This is a genomic window from Achromobacter sp. D7-1, from assembly GCF_059760445.1.
Genome location: NZ_JCBAMT010000024.1, coordinates 25,467 through 43,772, shown reverse-complemented (window position 1 = coordinate 43,772; position 18,306 = coordinate 25,467). Strand labels below are relative to the sequence as shown.

At 66.7% G+C, this 18,306-nt stretch carries 16 protein-coding genes; 11 read left to right on the top strand and 5 right to left on the bottom strand.

From position 1 onward, the window contains the following. Nucleotides 1–23: 23 nt before the first annotated feature. Nucleotides 24–554: an META domain-containing protein gene (locus tag AC6LKD_RS13020; protein WP_013396251.1), complete on the bottom strand. Its 531-nt coding sequence runs from the start codon at nucleotides 552–554 to the stop codon at nucleotides 24–26. Between the two features lie 324 nt (nucleotides 555–878). Here AC6LKD_RS13020 and AC6LKD_RS13015 point away from each other — a divergent pair, with 324 nt between their 5' ends. After that, the gene (locus AC6LKD_RS13015) at nucleotides 879–2,009 is read left to right on the top strand and encodes an acyltransferase family protein (RefSeq protein ID WP_498116484.1); all 1,131 of its coding nucleotides are present in this window, start codon (nucleotides 879–881) and stop codon (nucleotides 2,007–2,009) included. On the opposite strand, the gene AC6LKD_RS13010 is transcribed toward AC6LKD_RS13015, so the two are convergent. Then, nucleotides 1,990–2,385 (bottom strand): helix-turn-helix domain-containing protein, encoded by a 396-nt coding sequence (locus tag AC6LKD_RS13010; RefSeq protein ID WP_080551105.1) that lies wholly within the window; start codon nucleotides 2,383–2,385, stop codon nucleotides 1,990–1,992. The two genes, AC6LKD_RS13015 and AC6LKD_RS13010, sit on opposite strands and share 20 nt — an antisense overlap. A 650-nt stretch (nucleotides 2,386–3,035) precedes the next feature. Between AC6LKD_RS13010 and AC6LKD_RS13005 the strand changes: the two genes are divergently transcribed. Both AC6LKD_RS13005 and kch read left to right on the top strand, forming a co-directional pair. Further along, a complete protein-coding gene (locus AC6LKD_RS13005) occupies nucleotides 3,036–3,851 on the top strand; it encodes a winged helix-turn-helix domain-containing protein (RefSeq protein ID WP_498116483.1) in 816 nt (271 codons plus the stop codon). A gap of 432 nt (nucleotides 3,852–4,283) precedes the next feature. Continuing rightward, on the top strand, nucleotides 4,284–5,495 hold the full coding sequence (kch, locus tag AC6LKD_RS13000; protein ID WP_041654366.1) for a voltage-gated potassium channel protein: 1,212 nt from the start codon (nucleotides 4,284–4,286) through the stop codon (nucleotides 5,493–5,495). Nucleotides 5,496–5,498: 3 nt separating this feature from the next. Here the strand turns inward: kch and AC6LKD_RS12995 are convergent, their stop codons facing one another. Together AC6LKD_RS12995 and AC6LKD_RS12990 are read right to left on the bottom strand one after the other, a co-directional pair. Continuing rightward, nucleotides 5,499–7,082, bottom strand: coding sequence for an EAL domain-containing protein (locus AC6LKD_RS12995; RefSeq protein WP_498116482.1), 1,584 nt, complete (start codon nucleotides 7,080–7,082; stop codon nucleotides 5,499–5,501). 96 nt (nucleotides 7,083–7,178) lie between these two features. Then, nucleotides 7,179–7,796, bottom strand: coding sequence for a TetR/AcrR family transcriptional regulator (locus tag AC6LKD_RS12990; protein ID WP_498116481.1), 618 nt, complete (start codon nucleotides 7,794–7,796; stop codon nucleotides 7,179–7,181). A gap of 198 nt (nucleotides 7,797–7,994) precedes the next feature. Between AC6LKD_RS12990 and AC6LKD_RS12985 the strand changes: the two genes are divergently transcribed. The 6 genes from AC6LKD_RS12985 to phbB are packed head-to-tail and all read left to right on the top strand — an operon-like array spanning nucleotide 7,995 to nucleotide 15,689. Further along, entirely contained in the window at nucleotides 7,995–9,479 is a 1,485-nt protein-coding gene (locus AC6LKD_RS12985) for an efflux transporter outer membrane subunit (RefSeq protein ID WP_498116480.1), read from the top strand. A gap of 21 nt (nucleotides 9,480–9,500) precedes the next feature. Continuing rightward, nucleotides 9,501–10,568, top strand: coding sequence for an HlyD family secretion protein (locus tag AC6LKD_RS12980; RefSeq protein ID WP_498116479.1), 1,068 nt, complete (start codon nucleotides 9,501–9,503; stop codon nucleotides 10,566–10,568). Then, entirely contained in the window at nucleotides 10,568–13,312 is a 2,745-nt protein-coding gene (rbbA, locus tag AC6LKD_RS12975; protein ID WP_498116478.1) for a ribosome-associated ATPase/putative transporter RbbA, read from the top strand. The genes AC6LKD_RS12980 and rbbA overlap by 1 nt, the downstream gene beginning before the upstream one ends. Nucleotide 13,313: 1 nt before the next feature. Continuing rightward, nucleotides 13,314–14,438 (top strand): ABC transporter permease, encoded by a 1,125-nt coding sequence (locus AC6LKD_RS12970; protein WP_498116477.1) that lies wholly within the window; start codon nucleotides 13,314–13,316, stop codon nucleotides 14,436–14,438. Nucleotides 14,439–14,485: 47 nt separating this feature from the next. Further along, nucleotides 14,486–14,953 (top strand): hypothetical protein, encoded by a 468-nt coding sequence (locus tag AC6LKD_RS12965; RefSeq protein ID WP_498116476.1) that lies wholly within the window; start codon nucleotides 14,486–14,488, stop codon nucleotides 14,951–14,953. Then, nucleotides 14,943–15,689: an acetoacetyl-CoA reductase gene (phbB, locus tag AC6LKD_RS12960; RefSeq protein ID WP_492274258.1), complete on the top strand. Its 747-nt coding sequence runs from the start codon at nucleotides 14,943–14,945 to the stop codon at nucleotides 15,687–15,689. The genes AC6LKD_RS12965 and phbB overlap by 11 nt, the downstream gene beginning before the upstream one ends. 22 nt (nucleotides 15,690–15,711) lie before the next feature. On the opposite strand, the gene AC6LKD_RS12955 is transcribed toward phbB, so the two are convergent. Next, the gene (locus AC6LKD_RS12955; protein WP_498116475.1) at nucleotides 15,712–16,608 is read right to left on the bottom strand and encodes a LysR family transcriptional regulator; all 897 of its coding nucleotides are present in this window, start codon (nucleotides 16,606–16,608) and stop codon (nucleotides 15,712–15,714) included. Nucleotides 16,609–16,746: 138 nt separating this feature from the next. Here AC6LKD_RS12955 and AC6LKD_RS12950 point away from each other — a divergent pair, with 138 nt between their 5' ends. Both AC6LKD_RS12950 and AC6LKD_RS12945 read left to right on the top strand, forming a co-directional pair. Beyond that, entirely contained in the window at nucleotides 16,747–17,364 is a 618-nt protein-coding gene (locus AC6LKD_RS12950; RefSeq protein ID WP_498116474.1) for a nitroreductase family protein, read from the top strand. Between the two features lie 18 nt (nucleotides 17,365–17,382). After that, on the top strand, nucleotides 17,383–18,261 hold the full coding sequence (locus tag AC6LKD_RS12945; RefSeq protein WP_498116473.1) for an EamA family transporter: 879 nt from the start codon (nucleotides 17,383–17,385) through the stop codon (nucleotides 18,259–18,261). Nucleotides 18,262–18,306: the final 45 nt, after the last annotated feature.

The window sequence follows — 18,306 nt, the reverse complement described above, 5'->3', positions numbered from 1 at the left end:
TGATACGCGCTGCGCCGGCCACGTCAGGGCGTGGGCGGATCTTGCCGGCGCACGAATTCCAGCACGTCGCCGCCGCGCAGGTTGAAGGTCAGATGCCGCGGCGCCCCGCCGTTGTCCAACGTGAACGTGTCAATGGCGCTCAGGCCGCGCAGATAGTCCGCCTCCAGGCGGGCGCGTTCAGGCGCGGGGCAGGCCATGCGCGTGGCGGCCGGGGCATCGATGTAGAGCTTGCCGCCTTCGAGCTTGTACGTGCCCATGTAGCGGTTGCAGCCGGCAAAACCGTTGACGCGGTATTGCTTGCCCTGCGCCAGGAACGTCAGGCGCACGGGTTCGCCGTTGTCGCCGTGCGGAATGTCGCGCAGCGCGCCACCCGCCTGCGTCCAGCGCACCAGTTCCCAACTGGTCTGGGCCAGCGAATCCGCGCTGCTGGCGGCATTGGCCGCGGCGGCGCCTTGCGGGCGCGCGCCTCCGGTCGTTCCTGCGCAGCCGGCCAGGGCCGCGGCCAGCAGGGCCGGGCCAAGCAAGCGGCAGCGCGTGGACAAGAGCTTAGGCATGTACGGAACTCCATCAATTTCACATACCCCGACTGTAACCGGCCTTGTGGCCTAGCACGCGCGTCCTCAGCCCATAAGCGGTATCCAAAAGCAGCACGGCGAGCTGGCGCCACGCTCCAATTGCATGGCCTTGCTGCATCGAACGCCCCATGGCGGCGGCGCATGTCGACGCGCAGAATCAGTACAGATCGCCATCCGGGCCAGGCCGGCACGCAAGGGTACGGACGCCGATCGCAACGACCGCAGGCGCAGGTGTCCGGCTCCTCAAGGGAGCCAAAAATAAGATCAATCCGGGGAGACACGGCGATGGGCTTTTTGAGAACCTTGTTGGCATTGTCAGTGGTGCTGGACCATTTGGGCGCAGGCGCCACCGATCACCTGGTAGGCGGCCGCCTCGCGGTACAGCTGTTCTACGTCATTTCGGGCTTTCTGATTTCCTATGTGCTCACCGCCACCGATCACTATCAAGGCGCGGTGGGCAAGTTCTATGCAAACCGCTTTCTGCGCCTGTTCCCGATCTATCTTGCGGTCGCCGCGTTGACGCTTACGGCGCACGTGATGAGCGGCGGCGCATTCTTCCGCATCTACGATGCCCTGCCTTTCAGTGCCGAGCTATTCCTGGTGCTCTCCAACATTTTCATCATGGGCCAGGACTGGCTCATGTTCTTCGGCATCGAGCATTCCGCGCTGGCGTTCACCGGCAGCTTCGCGCATAGCGAAGTGCCGCTCTATGAAGGCTTGCTGGTGCCGCAGGCCTGGACGCTGGGCGTGGAGATGAGCTTCTATCTGGTCGCTCCCTTCATCCTGCATTCGCCGCGGCGGCTGCTGGCCTTGCTGGCTGCATCATTGGCGCTGCGCGGCGTGCTTATCGCCACCGGCATAGGCTTGAGCGACCCCTGGACCTACCGCTTCTTTCCGACGGAACTGGCGCTGTTCCTGCTCGGTTCGCTGTCGCACCAGGTGCTGTTGCCGCGCTACAAGGCTTGGACGCAGCGCGTCAAGCGCCTGCCCGAGATCGGCACGGCCGTGCTGGCGGCCTACTGTGTGCTGCACTTCTCGATCGCCATGAACCACAACGTGCGCGATGGCCTGGCCGTGCTGCTGTTCGTGGCGCTGTTGCCGCTGGCCTTCCTGTTCCAGTCGCGCCACAGGCTGGACAAGGCGATAGGCGAGCTGAGCTACCCGATCTACATCTGCCATTCGCTGGTGATCATGTTCTTCAAGTGGATGCTTGAAGAAGCGCACCTGGATCAGCCGCTGCTGTTCTCGGCCCTGGTGATCACAAGCACCATTGCATTCTCGGCCCTGCTCAACAGCGTGATTGCGGATCCCGTGGAACGCCTGCGTAGCCGCCTGCGCACCGACGACGATGCCTTGGCGCCCGCGGCCGGCTCCCGGCGGCGTCCTGCCAGCGCGCCCGCGCAGCCCCTCGGGTCTATTCGCCGCGTGCCTTGATGTAGGCGGCCAGCACCTGTTCGATCTGCCGCTTTTCCTGCGAACTCAGGCGCGCATAGGTGGCATAGGAGATGGTTTCGAACGGCCAGGCGGCGGGCAGCGCCACGCGCTCCGCGTCTGCCTGGCTGGCGCCGGCATCGGGATTCGACATCGGCCCTTCGCCGGTGCTGAGCCACATGGGATGGACGCACAGCGCGCGGGTCAGCTTGATCAGGGCATCGCTCGACGGCCGCCGGCGCTGCCCGCTCTCGTAGTTGCCGATAGCGCTTTGCGACAGGTTGCTCGCGGCCGCCAAGTCCTTTTGAGTCCATCCCTGAAGCATTCTTGCGTTGCGCAGACGATGGCTAAACGTGTCCACTCGATCAACCCGAGACATTAATAAGAATTTATTTATTTGATTAAAACATCCCGGCACTGGCGCCAAACAAACGGATTAAACCCCAATTGCGGGGCTAATCCGTAAATCGCGCCAACCATCTGCCGGCGCACGCGCCAGACGCTTTGCAAAGGGCCCATGCGCCCTAAAAAAATCATATCTATCATCGGCTTGCCCCGCCGCACCGGTATCTCCGCGCAGCGGCTGCGATCTGCACGGCGGCGCCTCGCCAACAAAAACTTGCGCGAGTTTATGGCGGTTAGAGTATTCAAAATGGAAAATAATGTATCGGCGATACATAATGCGTTAACACCGAATTCCCGAACCCGACCACAATTTCCAGCGTTTCCATAGCGCTGCGCCCGCGCTTTCTGTTACTGTCAGAAACTACAGATACGTATCTTCACAAAAAAACACGCCCGTGTTTAAATGAAACACGGGCGTGACTTCCAAGCAGCATCGAAGCATGGGCGGCCATCGGCGAAAGCACGAAACCAGGGGCAATCCCCCCGGCCTCGCGCCCATCCGAACAACACCGCCCGGCGCTCTCGCGCCCCGGCGCGCAGCACAGGGAGACGGGCATGACTCGCAGCGCCAGGCCTAGGCATCAGGCACAGCCGCCATGCCCCGTTTCCTCATTGGAAGCATCAATGAACAACACGCTGGATGTCATCTTTCTGGGCCACGACGATGCCAGGCATGCCGGACTCATCGAAGCCCTTGCCCACCTGGGTTTCAACGTCCGTCGCTGCCACGACCTGGCCGACGTCTACGACAGATACTCCCGCCGCCCCTGCCCGCTGGTGGTGCTGAAAGCGCCGCTGCCCGACATCCACAATGCCGCGGTGCGGCTGCGCGCGATCGACCGCGGCCTGGGCATCGTCGCCATCGCCACTTTCGCCGACGCCGAAAGCCGCATCCGCACGCTGCTCTGCGGCGCGGACGCCTGCCTGCCGCCGGACGTGTCGGGCCTGGAACTGGCCGCGGCGCTGCAGGCGCTGGTGCGCCGCGCGGTCGGCCTGGACGGCGCCGATACGGCGTCCGATGGACACGGGCCGGACGAGCCCATGCACGAGACCTGGCGCCTGGCGAACAAGGGCTGGACCCTGATCAGCCCCACGGGCCGGACCCTGGGGCTGACCACCGGCGAGCGCGACTTCCTGTCACGGCTGGTGAACGCCCCTGACCGCAAGGTCAGCCGCGACGCTTTCTACGCGGACGGCGCGGACGAGGCGGACAACGGCATCACGCGGCGCCGCTTCGTCGACGTCATGATCAGCCGCTTGCGGCGCAAGGCGACGACCAACCAGATGACGCTGCCGATCCGCGCCGTGCATGGCTGGGGCTACATGTTCGCAGCGGATATCACGCTGGACCTGGATTTTCGGGTGGTGGGGGAAGAGAGCCGGCTGGAGGCCCAGGATGACTGGCGCCGCGAAACGGCTGACGCGAACGCGTCGACTTGAAGCCTGACCCGCAAGGGGCCTGGGCGAAAAAAACGCGGCGCTGCCTCGAAAGGTTAAGACGCCGCGCTAAAACAACACGTGAACCTGGAGTCATCAGCCGGCACTGATGCCTACTACCTGGATCACGCGATTCCAACATTCGTGCCTCATACTGCTCACGTACGGTCAGACCGTGAACCTGGGCCGGGTCTCTAGTCCCGGCACAAGCTGCAACGTGATCAACGCCAGGCGATTCTTCCGCTGCGTAAAACAGCGGGCGTCCCGCCCTTATCAGCGGCGTTCCTCGCGGATAGCCGTTTGATGCACGAAGTTTAGGACCTCGGACAGGTTTCCAGTAATTCTTTGTTGATAGCCTTCCATACATATCTGATATAGGGTGGCATGCCCCCTACAATGCCGGCAAAGGACCTGGACCCGTTCCCGCCAAACCCCATGCCCACACTGCCCGTTCCCCTCAAGCACCGCCTGCGCAAACTGTTGGCGCTGTTTCCGCCCAATTGGTGCCTGGCCATCCTGGTGGCGCTGGACGGCTATGCCTTCATGCATCCCGTGCTGCGCGAGGTGCGTGCACGCGAATACGGTTTCTGGCTCGCCATCGACAACTGGCATGAGGTCATGCGCGTGGTCGGCCTGCTGGAGATACCGCGTTTGGTGCTGGGGGTGGGGCTGCAGATCATTGCGTTGGGGCTGATCCTCAAGGCCCGCATCGCCTGGGCGTTTTCGCTGGTGCTGCTGATTGGCGTCGGCACCTTCGCCATCATGGGCGACGGCGGCCGCGCCGGCCTGGGGATCTATACGCTGGTGCTCGTCATCGCACTGGTGGCCTACTGGCGCCGCTTCGACCGGGCCAGCGTCACGGCGGGTTCGCTGTTCGCCCTGGTCAGCATGCTGTCGCTGCTGATCTACGCGGTCTTCGGCACGCTCTACCTGGGCAACGAATTCAACCCGCCCATCACGGACGCCACCACCGCGCTCTATTTTTCCATCGTGTCCATGTCCACCGTGGGCTACGGCGACATCACCCCGCACAGCGGCACCGCGCGGCTGTTCACCGCGTCGATTATCATCCTGGGCATCACCATCTTCGCCACCTCCATCAGCGCGATCGCCGGGCCGGTGATCGGCGGCAATCTGAAACGGCTGGTCAAAGGCAGGTTCTCCACCGCCATGCGCAAAAATCACATCATCATCGCCGGCGCGACGCCCATCGCCATGAGCGTCTACGACGGCCTGCGGCGCCGCGGCGACGAAGTCACCGTCATCGTGCCTCCCGGCGTGCCGCAGGAATACCCGGCGGCCACGGACCTGATCGAAGGCGATCCTTCCAGCGTGGACGTGCTGCACAATGCGGGCGTGACGCGCGCGCGCTACGTGCTGGCGCTGCGCGACGACGATGCCGAGAACGCGTTCATCGTGCTGGCCGCAAAAGAAGCATGCGGCGAGAGCGGCGCCAAGACAGTGGCGCTCGTCAACACCAGCAAGCACCTGGAGAAGATCCGGCGGGTCAATCCCGACCTGGTGTTCTCAGTGCAACTGCTGGGCGCCGAGCTGCTGACCCGCGCCATCAACGGCGAGCCCATGGACAGCCAGAGCATCACCGACCTGTTCTTCGCCAAGGCCGCCCCGAACGGCAAGACCGCCTGAGGACTAGGCGGCGGCGGGCTGTTCGTGCCCGGCGTACCAGCGCACCAACTCGGCCGACGGCATGGGCCGCGCAAACAGATAGCCCTGGATGAACGCCACGCCGCGCGCCTTCAGGTAGTCGAACTGATACGGCGTTTCCACGCCCTCCGCCACCACCGAAAGCCCCAGGCGATGCGCCAGCGTGATGATGGCGTCCAACACCGGCGCCTCTTCGCCCGCGGGTCCGATGGCCTGCACGAAGCCCTGGTCGACTTTCAGGTAATCGACCGGAAACTTCTGCAGATAAGACAGCGAACAGTGGCCAGTGCCGAAGTCGTCGATCGCCACACGCACGCCCTGCGCGCGCAGGGCGTCGATATTGCGCCGGGCCTGGCCGTTGTCAGCGATCAGGCTGCGTTCGGTGATCTCCAGCACCACCAGCGGATGCCGCGCCGCGACCTGGTCCACGAAAGCCTGGACGTCAGGCAACAGTTCCGCGCTCGACAGATGCTCGGCCGCGATGTTCACGCCGATGTGGAAGTCCGGCGGCGTGGGCCACGAGCCCATGTCGCGTTCGATCAACTTGAGCAGGTGCTGGGTCAGGGGGATGATCATGCCCTCGGCCTCGGCCTCGGCGATGAAGACGTCCGGACGCACCGGCCCGATGCCTGGCCGTTCCCAGCGCATCAGCGCCTCCACGCCCTCGCAGCGGCCCGTGGCCTGGCCATAGACCGGCTGGTAATGCACCTGGAACTCGTTGGCCCGCATGGCGCGGCGCAACTGCTCCTTGAACGACCGCCTGCTGGCTTGCAGGCGGTGCGTGCCCACCGCCAGTCCCAGCCCGAGCAGCAGCGCCACCGGCAGGTACGTCGCCATCGAGCGCGACCATGCGCGCACCAGGGTTTCGGGCGGAGCCAGCACGCTGACCCTCAGGCCGGCCGCGCTGTCCTCGCGCGCGTCCTCCTCGCGCAACGGCACCGCGCGCGCCGCCGCGCCGCCCCAGGAGTCGCTGCGGATCGGCGCGCCATGTTTGCCGACGACCAGTTCCAATTGCAGGTCGTCCATGGTTGCGACCGCATTCACCAGATCCTGCGCGTAGCGGCCGTCCACCACCACGATGCCGCTGCTGGCGCCGTCCGCGCCGGACTTGCCCAACAGAATGGCCGGACGGTCGGGCGCCAGCGGCGTGCCGGCCACGGACGTCTGCCATTGCGGCGCCGACACGTCGACCTTCCATTTGCTGAAATCGTCGAGCGATGCGTCCACCGCTCCCACGGCCGATGAGCAATACACGCGCTTGTCCCGGACCAGGACCAGGGAACGGAAGTACGGGTTCAAGGTGCCCCAGCGCTGCAGCACCGGCAACACCTCGGCGCAGGGCTTGCCCGCAAGCTCCGTCACCCGCCCCAGCATGTCCTGGGACTGCGCGAGGATGCTCTCGGCCTGGGCGCGCACGATGCGCGCCGCAGTCTCGCCTTCGAGCCGCTGTGCGCTGTGGGCCAGCAGCCAGGTCCAGCCGACGCAGGCCAGGATGGGCAGAATCAATGCCAGGGCCACAGGCAGATAACGCCAGGATGGGGTGTCGCTTTTCACTCCCGATGTCGCCATGTCACCTCGCCGGATAGGTCGTGCATGGCCGCCGCGCGACCAGTCTGGATAGGACACCAAGCGGGGCGCAGCGTCAAGAAACTCCGCGCCCGTCCATCATGCCGATCCCTGCCGCAGAAGTTCACAGATCAGCGCCACATGCGCCTGGCGCCGCTCGGGCAGGTCGACGCGCTCGCCTGGCCCCATCAGCACGGACATGACCAGGGTGTGCACGATGGGCGACAACAGCAGCCAGGGATGCTCGAGCGCCACGCAATCCGCGCACAGGCCGCGGGCCCGCGCGCGCTCCAGCAGCCGCGCGATGTCGGTCTGGTGAGCCTCCGCGGTCTCCTGCCGCCAACGCGCGGCCAGGTGCGGCACGCGGCCGCTTTCGGCCAACAGCAGCCGCATGGTGCTGATCATGGCCGGATTGCCCAGGCTGACGTAGAGATGATTGACGATGCGTTCGGCCAGATGGCGCGGCGACTCGGCGCCGTCCACCACCGCGGCCACGTCGAGCCGCGAGGGGCTGAGGTGACGCGCCAGCAAGGCCTCGAAGACGGCTTCCTTGCTGTCGAAATGCGCATAAAGCCCGCCCTTGGACAGGCCCGCCCGCAGCGCGATGTCGTCCATCCTGGCGCCGGCATAGCCCGCCTGTGAAAACTCCTGGAGCGCGGCGTCGAGGATCTGCCCGACCCGCACCGCCGGAGGAAGACGACGGCGCTGCATGACCATCTCTCTACTCCCTGTGCATGTGCGGTTCATTAAAAACCGACCAGTCAGTCGTTACTTTGATCCTGATCAAGGAATGCGCAGCCGCCGCACTGCACAATAGCTGCAAGCATGAACCCGGTGCCGGGTCCGCCCCGAAGGCGGCGCCACAAGCCTGCCTGCCCAGGGACGCGCCCGGCCCACGCGCTGGAGAGACCCCGCATGACACGCCGCCCGTTTCCGGCCACGATCGCCGCGCGCTTCGTTCCCGCAGCCTTGCTGACGCTGCTGGCCAGCGGCTGCGTTTCCATGGCGCCCGATTACAACCGCCCCGCCCTGCCCGTGCCCGCCGCCTATACGGCCCCGGGTTCCGAAACGACCGCAGCCAGCGCCGCCGCGGCGGCCGAGATCGGCTGGCGCACTTACTTCCCGGACCCGGCGCTGCAAACGCTGATATCCAGCGCCCTGGCCAACAACCGCGATCTGCGCCGCGCCCTGCTGCGCGTGGAAGAAGCGCGCGCGCTGTATGGCATACAGCGCGCCGACCAGTTCCCCACCATAGGCGTGCAGGCGGACGGGTCCCGCGCCCGCGTGCCGGGCGACCTGAACCTGACGGGGCAGCCGCTGCTTTCCAGCCAATATCAGGTGGGCCTGGGCATGGCCAGCTGGGAACTGGACTTCTGGGGCCGCGTGCGCAGCCTGAAGGACGCCGCATTACAGAACTACCTGGCCTCCGACGCCGCCGCGCGGGCCGCCACGCTGAGCCTGATCGCGGAAGTGGCGGACAGCTACCTGTCCCTGCGCGAACTGGACGAACGCCTGGCGCTGACGCGCGAGACCATCGCTTCGCGCGAAGAGTCGCTGCGCATCTTCCGCCGCCGTTTCGAAGAAGGCGCGATCTCCAAGCTGGACCTGACCCAGGTCGAGACGCTATGGCAGCAGGCCAAGGCGCTGGGCGCGGACCTGGAACAGACCCGCGCTGCTCAAGTCAATGCGCTGGAATTGCTGGTGGGCGCGCCCCTGAACCTGCCCAGGTTGCCTACACACCTGGACGATGATTCCGTCATGCGCGCACTGCCGGCCGGCCTGCCCTCGGACCTGCTGGTCAACCGCCCCGACATCGTCGCCGCCGAGCACCAGCTCAAGGCCGCCAACGCCAACATCGGCGCGGCCCGCGCTGCCTTCCTGCCCACCATCACCCTGACCGGCGCCTTCGGCACCGCCAGCAGCGAGCTGGACGGCCTGTTCTCGGGCGGCAGCCGCGCCTGGAATTTCGCGCCCAGCATCAGCCTGCCGATCTTCGACGCCGGCCGCCGTTCCTCCAACCTGGACCTGACCGAAGCGCGCCGCGACCAGGCCGTGGCCGCCTACGAACAAACCATACAGACCGCCTTCAAGGACGTGTCCGACGCACTGTCCGCCCGTTACTGGCTGGCCGAGCAGGTCGACGTGCTGCGCGCCACCGTGGCGGCGCAGAGCGAGCGCGCCCGCTTGGCGCAGCTGCGCTACGACCATGGCGCCTCGCCCTATTTGGAGGTGCTGGACGCGCAGCGCGACCTGTTGGCGGCCCAGCAGAAGCTCGCGCAGACACGCCGTGCGCTGCTGTCCAGCCGGGTCCGGCTATATGCGGCGCTGGGCGGAGGCACACAAGCGCCCGCCGCGCCCCAGACCGCAGCCGCCGCCGCGCAAGACGCCAGCCCCCGATAAACCAAGAACCAAGGATCCCAAATGCGCCTGCCTACAAAAAAACTGGTCCCTGTCCTGATCGCGCTGGCGGTCGCCGCTGGCGGCTACTACGGCTGGCGGCTGTTGTCCGACAGCGGCCCGGGCGAGGGCTTCATCAGCGGCAATGGCCGCATCGAAGCCACCGAAATCGACGTGGCCGCCAAGCTGGCCGGCCGCGTGCAGGAGGTGCTGGCGGTCGAAGGCGACTTCGTCACCGCTGGACAGCCGCTGGCGCGCATGCAGATCGACACCTTGCAGGCGCAGCGCGAGGAAGCCCGCGCCCAACACCAGCAGGCCGTCAACGGCGCAGCCAGCGCCAGCGCGCAAGTGGCGCAGCGCGAAAGCGACAAGCTGGCCGCCGAGGCCGTGGTGGTGCAGCGCGAAAGCGAGCTGGACGCCGCGCGCCGCCGCCTGGCGCGCTCCGAGACGCTGTCCAAGGAAGGCGCCTCGTCCATCCAGGAACTGGACGATGACCGCGCCCGCGTGCGCAGCGCGCAAGCCTCGGTGCATGCCGCCCGCGCGCAGGTCAAGGCCGCGCAAGCCGCCATCGACGCCGCGCGCGCCGCCGAGATCGGCGCGCAATCGGCCGTCACCGCCGCGCTGGCCACCATCGCCCGCATCGAGGCCGACATCGCCGACAGCGAGCTGCGCGCGCCGCGCGACGGCCGCGTGCAATACCGCGTGGCACAGCCCGGCGAAGTGCTGGGCGCGGGCGGCAAGGTGCTGAACATGGTGGACCTGTCCGACGTCTACATGACGTTCTTCCTGCCCGAGCAGGCGGCCGGCCGCGTGGCGTTGGGCCAGGACGTGCGCATCACCCTCGACGCCGCGCCGCAGTACGTCATTCCCGCCCAGGTGTCCTTCGTGGCCAGCACCGCGCAGTTCACGCCCAAGACGGTGGAGACCGCCAGCGAACGGCAGAAGCTGATGTTCCGCGTCAAGGCCCAGATCAGCCCCGAGCTGCTGCAGCGCCACCTGAAGCAGGTCAAGACCGGCCTGCCGGGCGTGGCCTGGCTGAAGCTCGACGCCGATGCGCAATGGCCCGCCAACCTTGAAGTCAAGGTGCCCTGATGGACTCCCCGGACACCGCCCCCGTGGTGACGCTGTCCGGCGTCAGCCTGCGCTACGGCAAGACGGTGGCGCTGGATGGCATCACGCTGGACATCCCCGCTGGCCGCATGGTGGGCCTGATCGGTCCGGACGGCGTGGGCAAGTCCAGCCTGCTGGCCTTGATCGCCGGTTCGCGCGCCGTGCAGGAAGGCCGCGTGGACGTGCTGGACGGCGACATGGCCAGCCGCCGCCACCGCGACGCCGTCTGCCCTCGCATCGCCTACATGCCGCAGGGCCTGGGCAAGAACCTCTACCCCACGCTGTCGGTCGAAGAGAACCTGCAGTTCTTCGGCCGCCTGTTCGGCCATGACGAGGCCGAGCGCCGCCGGCGCATCGACAGCCTGACCCGCAGCACCGGCATGTCGGCCTTCCTGTCGCGTCCCGCCGGCAAGCTTTCCGGCGGCATGAAGCAGAAGCTGGGCCTGTGCTGCGCCCTTATCCATGATCCCGACCTGCTGATCCTGGACGAACCCACCACCGGCGTGGACCCGCTGGCGCGCGCGCAGTTCTGGGACCTGATCAACCAGATCCGCCGCGAACGCAGCGGCATGAGCGTGATCGTGGCCACGGCCTACATGGACGAGGCGCAACGCTTCGACTGGCTGATCGCCATGGACGAAGGCCGGGTGCTGGCCACGGGCACGCCCGCCGAACTGCAACAACGCACCGGTGCGGATTCGCTGGAAGCCGCTTTCATCGCGCTGCTGCCGGAAGAAAAGCGCCGCGGCCACAAGCCGGTGGAGATCATGCCGCTGGCCATCGACGACGACGCCGAGATCGCCATCGAGGCGCGCGACCTGACCATGCGCTTTGGCGACTTCGTCGCGGTGGATCACGTCAACTTCCGCATCCGCAAGGGCGAGATCTTCGGCTTCCTGGGGTCCAACGGCTGCGGCAAGTCCACCACCATGAAAATGCTGACGGGCCTGCTGCCCGCCAGCGAGGGCCAGGCCTGGCTGTTCGGCGCCGAGGTCGATCCCCGCAACATCGATACGCGCCGCCGCGTGGGCTATATGTCGCAGGCGTTCTCGCTGTATGGGGAACTGACCGTAAAGCAAAACCTGGTGCTGCATGCGCGCCTGTTCCACGTGCCGGAGTCCGAAATCCCGGCGCGCGTGGACGAGATGGCGCAGCGTTTCGACCTGGGCGAGGCGCTGGACACCCTGCCCGAGAACCTGCCCATGGGCGTGCGCCAGCGGTTGTCGCTGGCCGTGGCCATGGTGCACAAGCCCGAGTTGCTGATCCTGGACGAGCCGACCTCGGGCGTGGACCCGGTCGCGCGCGACAATTTCTGGCGGCTGCTGATCGCGCTGGCGCGCCACGACCAGGTCACCATCTTCATTTCCACCCACTTCATGAACGAGGCGCAGCGCTGCGACCGCATGTCGCTGATGCATGCGGGCAAGGTGCTGGTGAGCGCATCGCCGGATGAGATCACGCGGATGCGCGGCGCCAAGACGCTGGAAAAAGCGTTCATCGCCTACTTGATCGATGCGGGCGCCGGCACCCAACCGGAAGACTCGCCCGACGCAGCCGCGCCAGCCATGGAACCCGCGCCCGCCGAGGCGCCGGAACACCGCGGCTTCAGCCTGCAGCGCATGCTGAGCTACATGTGGCGCGAATCGCTGGAGCTGCGCCGCGACCCGGTGCGCGCCACGCTGGCCCTGGCCGGGTCGCTGCTGCTGATGTTCGTGATGGGCTTCGGCATCAGCATGGACGTGGAGGACCTGCGCTACGCGGTCATGGACCGCGACCAGACCGGCCTGAGCCACAACTACAGCCTGAATCTTGCGGGCTCGCGCTACTTCATCGAGCACCCGCCCATCACCAGCTACGAGGAGATGGACGCACGCATGCGCAGCGGCGAATTGTCGCTGGCCATCGAGATACCGCAAGGCTTCGCCCGCGACGCGGAACGCGGCAACGGCGCGCAGATCGGCGTCTGGATCGACGGCGCCATGCCGCAGCGCGCCGAGACCATACGCGGCTACGTGCTGGGCATGCACCAGGGCTGGCTGATGCAGCAGGCGCGCGAACGCCTGGGCGCGGACGCAACCCTACCGGTCAGCGTGGAAACGCGCTTCCGCTACAACCCGGACGTGCGCAGCCTGCCCGCCATGGTGCCCGCGGTGATCCCGCTGCTGCTCCTGATGATGCCGGCGATGCTGACCGCGCTGGCGGTGGTGCGTGAAAAGGAACTGGGCTCCATCATCAATCTGTACGTCACGCCCGTCACGCGGCTGGAATTCCTGCTGGGCAAGCAGGCGCCCTACGTGGCGCTGGCCATGCTGAATTTCCTCTTGATGACGCTGCTGGCGGTGACGCTGTTCGGGGTGCCGATCACCGGCAGCTTCCTGACGCTGCTGGTGGCCGCCCTGATCTACAACGTGGTGGCCACTGCCATCGGCCTCTTGGCCTCCACCTTCACGCGCAGCCAGATCGCGGCGCTGTTCTTCACCATGATAGGCACGCTGGTGCCCGCGGTGCAGTTCGCCGGCCTGCTCAACCCGGTGTCGTCGCTGGAAGGCGCGGGCCGCCTGATCGGGCAGATCTACCCCGCCACGCACATGCTGACCATCAGCCGCGGCGTCTTCAGCAAGGCCCTGGATTTTTCCAACCTGCAAGGCTCGTTCTGGCCGCTGCTGATCGCCATTCCCGTCATCCTGGGCGCCTCGGCGCTGCTGCTGAAGAAACAGGAGACCTGAGATGCGGCACCTGGCCAATATCTACCGCCTGGGCGTGAAGGAACTGTGGAGCCTGGCGCGCGACCCGATGATGCTGATCCTGATCCTCGTGTCGTTCACGCTGATGATCTACACGGCGGCCACGGCCGTGCCGGAAACCCTGCACAACGCCCCCATCGCCGTGGTGGACGAGGACGTCTCGCCTCTCTCCGCGCGCATCACCTCAGCCTTCTATCCGCCCCACTTCACGCCGCCTGAAGTGACGACCTCGGCCGAGGCCGATGCCGGCATGGACGCGGGACGCTACACCTTCTCGGTCAACATCCCGCCGAACTTCCAGCGCGACGTGCTGGCCGGCAGGCCCGCGGAAATCCAGTTGAACGTGGACGCGACCCGCATGAGCCAGGCGTTCACGGGCAGCAGCTACATCCAGCAGATCATCAACGACGAGATCAATGAATTCGTCAAACGCTACCGCGCACCCGCCGAACTGCCGGTGGAGCTGGCCGTGCGCATGCGCTTCAACCCCAATTTGACCCAGGCCTGGTTCGGCGCGCTGATGGAAATCATCAACAACGTCACCATGCTGTCCATCATCCTGACCGGCGCGGCGCTGATCCGCGAGCGCGAGCACGGCACCATCGAGCATCTGCTGGTCATGCCGGTGACGCCGACCGAAATCATGGTCGCCAAGGTCTGGTCGATGGGGCTGGTGGTTTTGGCGTCCGCTGGGCTATCGTTGACGTTCGTGGTACGCGGCTTGCTGCAAGTGCCGATCGAAGGATCGGTGGCGCTGTTCCTGGTCGGGGCGGCGCTGCACCTGTTCGCGACGACCTCAATGGGCATATTCATGGCCACGCTTGCGCGCAGCATGCCGCAGTTCGGCATGCTTCTGGTACTAGTGCTGCTGCCCCTGCAAATGCTGTCGGGTGGCACCACGCCGCGCGAAAGCATGCCGCAGTTCGTGCAAGACATCATGCTGGCCGCCCCCACCACCCACTTCGTGGAACTCGGCCAGGCCATTCTCTACCGCGGCGCGGGCTTGAGCGTCGTGTGGCAACCCTTCCTGGCGTTGGCGCTGATCGGCTCGGTGCTGTTCGCGTTCTCGCTGACACGCTTTCGCAAGACCCTCAGCCAGATGGCGTGAGGCCTGTGTATTCGTTACCCCTTACCACTCTCTTAAAAGGACGGATGATGAAGAAGACAACTGCCTCCATGCCTCAGGGCCTCGCCAGCGCCAATGCCGCCTACTGCCAGCGCATGGCCCAACTTGCGCAGGAAAGCCAGCAGCGCTGGCTGGAACTGGGCCGCCGCCTGGCCGGCGGCAATGCCGAACAATACCTCGCCACGCTGGCGCCGCTGCAGCAGTCCGGCAACTGGCAGGAGATCGCTCCCGCGCTGGGCGAGATCACCCGCAAGCAATGGCAAAGCCAGCTTGAAGCCAGTCAGGCCATCACCCACGCGCTGCTGGAAGAACAGGCCACCCTGGCCTCGGGCATCAGCGAAGCCATGACGGGTTGGCTGAAGCAGGCCAGCGGCGGCACCATGGGCCTGGATGCCACGCCCATGGCCCAGATCTGGACGACCCTGTCCAACCAGATGGCGTCCGCATGCTCGGCCATGCGCGACGCGAGCAAGCCGGGAGCCCACCATGACGGCTGAACGCACAGCGCTCGTCACCGGCGGGGCCGGCTGCCTGGGGCAGGCCATCGCGCAGGCCCTGCATGCAGCCGGCCACAAGGTCATCATCACCTATCACTCCAGCGAAAGCGCGGCGCGGGCCTGGATCGACGCGGAAGCGGCCCAGGGTCGCCGCTACGCCATGTACAAGGTGGACGTGGCCGACCATGACTCATGCCAGGCGCTGGCGCGGCGCCTGGAGGAAGACGGCCACCAGATCGACATCCTGATCAACAACGCCGGCCTCACCCGCGATGCCAGCCTACGCAAGATGAGTTACGACAACTGGACGGAGGTCCTGCGCGGCAACCTGGATTCGATGTTCAACATGACGCAGCCGCTGTGCGGCGCCATGGCTGACCGCGGCTGGGGCCGCATCGTCAACATCTCTTCCGTCAACGGCAGCAAGGGTTCGTTCGGCCAGACCAACTATGCGGCCTCCAAGGCCGGCATTCACGGTTTCACCAAATCCCTGGCGCTGGAACTGGCCAGGAAGGGCGTGACCGTGAACACCGTTTCGCCCGGCTACCTGGCGACGCGCATGGTCGAGGCGGTGCCCGAAGAGGTATTGAAGGAAAAGATCCTGCCGCAGATCCCGCTGGGCCGGTTGGGCCGTCCGGAAGAGATCGGTGCGCTGGTCGCTTTCATCTGCAGCGACGCCGCTGGATTCATGACAGGCAGCAATGTCGCCATGAACGGCGGCCAGCACATGTATTGATGCGGCGCCGGGCCGCCGCGGCTCATTCCCGCGGCGCGCCCAGTTCTTCCAGCAGGAAATCGACGAAGGCGCGCACCTTGGCCACCATGTGACGGCGCGATGGATACACCGCATAAACGTAGGTCTCGTCCGGCTGCCAGTCCTGCAGCACCGCCTGCAGCGCGCCGCTGTCCAGGTCCTGCTGCACGTATATGCGCGGTACCAGGCTGACCCCGAAGCCCGCGCGCAACGCGTCGCGCACCGCCAGGCTGGAACTCACCCGATAGCGCCCCCGCACCGGCACGCGTTCGGTCTCGCCCGCCCGCTTGAAGGTCCACTCGTCCGCATGTCCCGACAAGGTGAACTGCACGCGCTCCATGCCGCGCAGCGCCAGGGGCGAGGCCGGCACGCCGTGCCGCTCGAAGTAGGCCGGCGCGCCGCAAAGCACGTGGTCCAGCGTCATCAGCTTGCGCGCCACCAGGCTGGAATCCTCCAGCCTGTCGGTGCCGCGGATCGCCACGTCGTAGCCTTCCTTGACGATGTCGATGCGGCGGTCCTCCAGATTGAGGTCCAGCGATACCTGCGGATAGCGTTCCAGGAAGCGCGGCATGGCGGCGGACAACCGGACCAGGCTCAGCGACATGGGCGCGCTGACCCGTAAGGTGCCCGACGGCGCCTGCTGCAGCGGCCCCAGCGATTGCTCGGCTTCGCCCAGGTCGTCCAGGATGCGGGCCACCTGCTCGTAGTAGCGCGCGCCGGCTTCGGTCAGGCTCATGCGGCGGGTGGTGCGGTTGAGCAGCCGCGCCGCCAGGTGGGATTCCAGTTCGGCGATGTTCTTGCTGACCGCGGCCGGCGACAAGCCCATCTGCCGCGACGCAGCCGCGAAACCGCCCCGCTCCACCACTTGTCTGAAGACCTTCAACGCCGTCAGATGATCCATTGATTATTCACCATCAGTGAATGATATTGCCATCGATTTGGATATTATCGCCAATCTACGATTCAATTAGTCTGTGCTCATGGAATCGGCGTGCATGTGATGCGCCGGCAATCTCAGCAAATCCCAAGGATGGCAGCCATGAACCACGCCCTGACCGACGCAATCGCACAACGCAATTCCGCCAACTTCTTCGATCCCGCCCGCGGCGTGGACGACGACGACATCCACACCCTGATCTCCTGGGCCACCCGCGCCCCCACCGCCTTCAATCTGCAGAACTGGCGCTTCATCGCCGTGCGCAGCCAGGACGGCAAGCGCCGCTTGCGCGAGCTGGCCTGGAACCAGCCCAAGGTGAGCGAAGCGGCGGTGACCTTCATCGTGCTGGGCGTGCTGCCCCAGGCCGCCTGGATGGCCGAGCGCCTGCAAGGCTCGGTGGACGCGGGCTTCATGCCGGCAGCCATGGTGCCGTCGTGGGAAGCCGCCGCCAGCCGCCTCTATACCGACTCGCCGCAGACCCGCCGCGACGAGGCGGTGCGCAGCGCCACCTTCGGCGCTTCCACCCTGATGCTGGCGGGACAGGCCCAGGGCCTGGCGGCCAGCCCGATGACGGGCTTCGACGCCGCCGGCGTGACCGAAGCCTTCGGCTTGCGCCAGGAAGAGGTGCCGGTCATGCTGGTCGCCATGGGCTACGCGCAGGAAGGCAATTGGCCGCAGAAGCCGCGCCGCCCCGTGAACGACGTACTCGAACTCGCCTGAGCCCTTCGGAGCATGACCATGAACCGCGGTTCCGATCTGCTGTTGACTGCCCTGGCGCCCGCCATCTGGGGCAGCACCTATGTTGTCACCACCCTGATGCTGCCGCAGGACTACCCGCTGACGGTCGCCATGCTGCGCGCCCTGCCGGCCGGCCTCCTGCTGCTGCTGGCCGTGCGCCAACTGCCCCACGGCATTTGGTGGCTACGCACGTTCATCCTGGGCGCGCTGAACTTCTCCGTCTTCTGGGCCCTGCTGTTCGTGGCGGCCTACCGCCTGCCGGGCGGCGTGGCCGCCACGCTGGGCGCGATCCAGCCGCTGGTGGTGATCCTGCTGGCGCGCAGCCTGCTGGGCACGCCCGTGCGCGGCCTGTCGGTGCTGGCGGCGCTGGGCGGCCTGGGCGGCGTGGCGCTGCTGGTGCTGACGCCCAAGGCCGCGTTGGACCCCGTGGGCATCGCGGCCGGGCTGATCAGCGCGGCCTCGATGGCCCTGGGCACGGTGCTCAGCCGCCGGTGGCAGCCGCCGGTGTCGGCGCTCACCTTCACATCCTGGCAACTGACGGCGGGCGGCATCCTGCTGGTGCCGCTGGCTTTCGCCGCGGAACCCGCTCTGCCGCCGCTCACTGCGCTGAACGTGGCCGGCATCGCCTACCTGGGCCTGATCGGCGCGGCGCTGACCTATGTGCTCTGGTTCCGCGGCGTGGCGCGGCTGGAGCCCGCGGTGGTGTCCTCGCTGGGCTTTCTCAGCCCGATCACGGCGGTGCTGCTGGGCTGGGGCCTCCTGGGCCAGCAACTGAGCGCCGCGCAGATCGCCGGCATGGCGATCGTGGTCGCCAGCGTGTGGCTGAGCCAGCGCGCACAGCGCCCGGCCGCCATCGCGCCCGCACCTCGCCCGCTGTAACACGCCGGCACGCAAAAGCAGTAGCGACGCCGGCGTGGCACGCGC

Excerpts from the sequence above, each read along its gene's own strand:
- AC6LKD_RS13020 (WP_013396251.1), bottom strand. The coding sequence starts at position 554 with ATGCCTAAGCTCTTGTCCACGCGCTGCCGCTTGCTTGGCCCGGCCCTG.
- AC6LKD_RS13010 (WP_080551105.1), bottom strand. The coding sequence starts at position 2,385 with ATGTCTCGGGTTGATCGAGTGGACACGTTTAGCCATCGTCTGCGCAAC.
- AC6LKD_RS13005 (WP_498116483.1), top strand. The coding sequence starts at position 3,036 with ATGAACAACACGCTGGATGTCATCTTTCTGGGCCACGACGATGCCAGG.
- kch (WP_041654366.1), top strand. The coding sequence starts at position 4,284 with ATGCCCACACTGCCCGTTCCCCTCAAGCACCGCCTGCGCAAACTGTTG.
- AC6LKD_RS12995 (WP_498116482.1), bottom strand. The coding sequence starts at position 7,082 with ATGGCGACATCGGGAGTGAAAAGCGACACCCCATCCTGGCGTTATCTG.
- AC6LKD_RS12990 (WP_498116481.1), bottom strand. The coding sequence starts at position 7,796 with ATGGTCATGCAGCGCCGTCGTCTTCCTCCGGCGGTGCGGGTCGGGCAG.
- AC6LKD_RS12985 (WP_498116480.1), top strand. The coding sequence starts at position 7,995 with ATGACACGCCGCCCGTTTCCGGCCACGATCGCCGCGCGCTTCGTTCCC.
- AC6LKD_RS12980 (WP_498116479.1), top strand. The coding sequence starts at position 9,501 with ATGCGCCTGCCTACAAAAAAACTGGTCCCTGTCCTGATCGCGCTGGCG.
- rbbA (WP_498116478.1), top strand. The coding sequence starts at position 10,568 with ATGGACTCCCCGGACACCGCCCCCGTGGTGACGCTGTCCGGCGTCAGC.
- AC6LKD_RS12970 (WP_498116477.1), top strand. The coding sequence starts at position 13,314 with ATGCGGCACCTGGCCAATATCTACCGCCTGGGCGTGAAGGAACTGTGG.
- AC6LKD_RS12965 (WP_498116476.1), top strand. The coding sequence starts at position 14,486 with ATGAAGAAGACAACTGCCTCCATGCCTCAGGGCCTCGCCAGCGCCAAT.
- phbB (WP_492274258.1), top strand. The coding sequence starts at position 14,943 with ATGACGGCTGAACGCACAGCGCTCGTCACCGGCGGGGCCGGCTGCCTG.
- AC6LKD_RS12955 (WP_498116475.1), bottom strand. The coding sequence starts at position 16,608 with ATGGATCATCTGACGGCGTTGAAGGTCTTCAGACAAGTGGTGGAGCGG.
- AC6LKD_RS12950 (WP_498116474.1), top strand. The coding sequence starts at position 16,747 with ATGAACCACGCCCTGACCGACGCAATCGCACAACGCAATTCCGCCAAC.
- AC6LKD_RS12945 (WP_498116473.1), top strand. The coding sequence starts at position 17,383 with ATGAACCGCGGTTCCGATCTGCTGTTGACTGCCCTGGCGCCCGCCATC.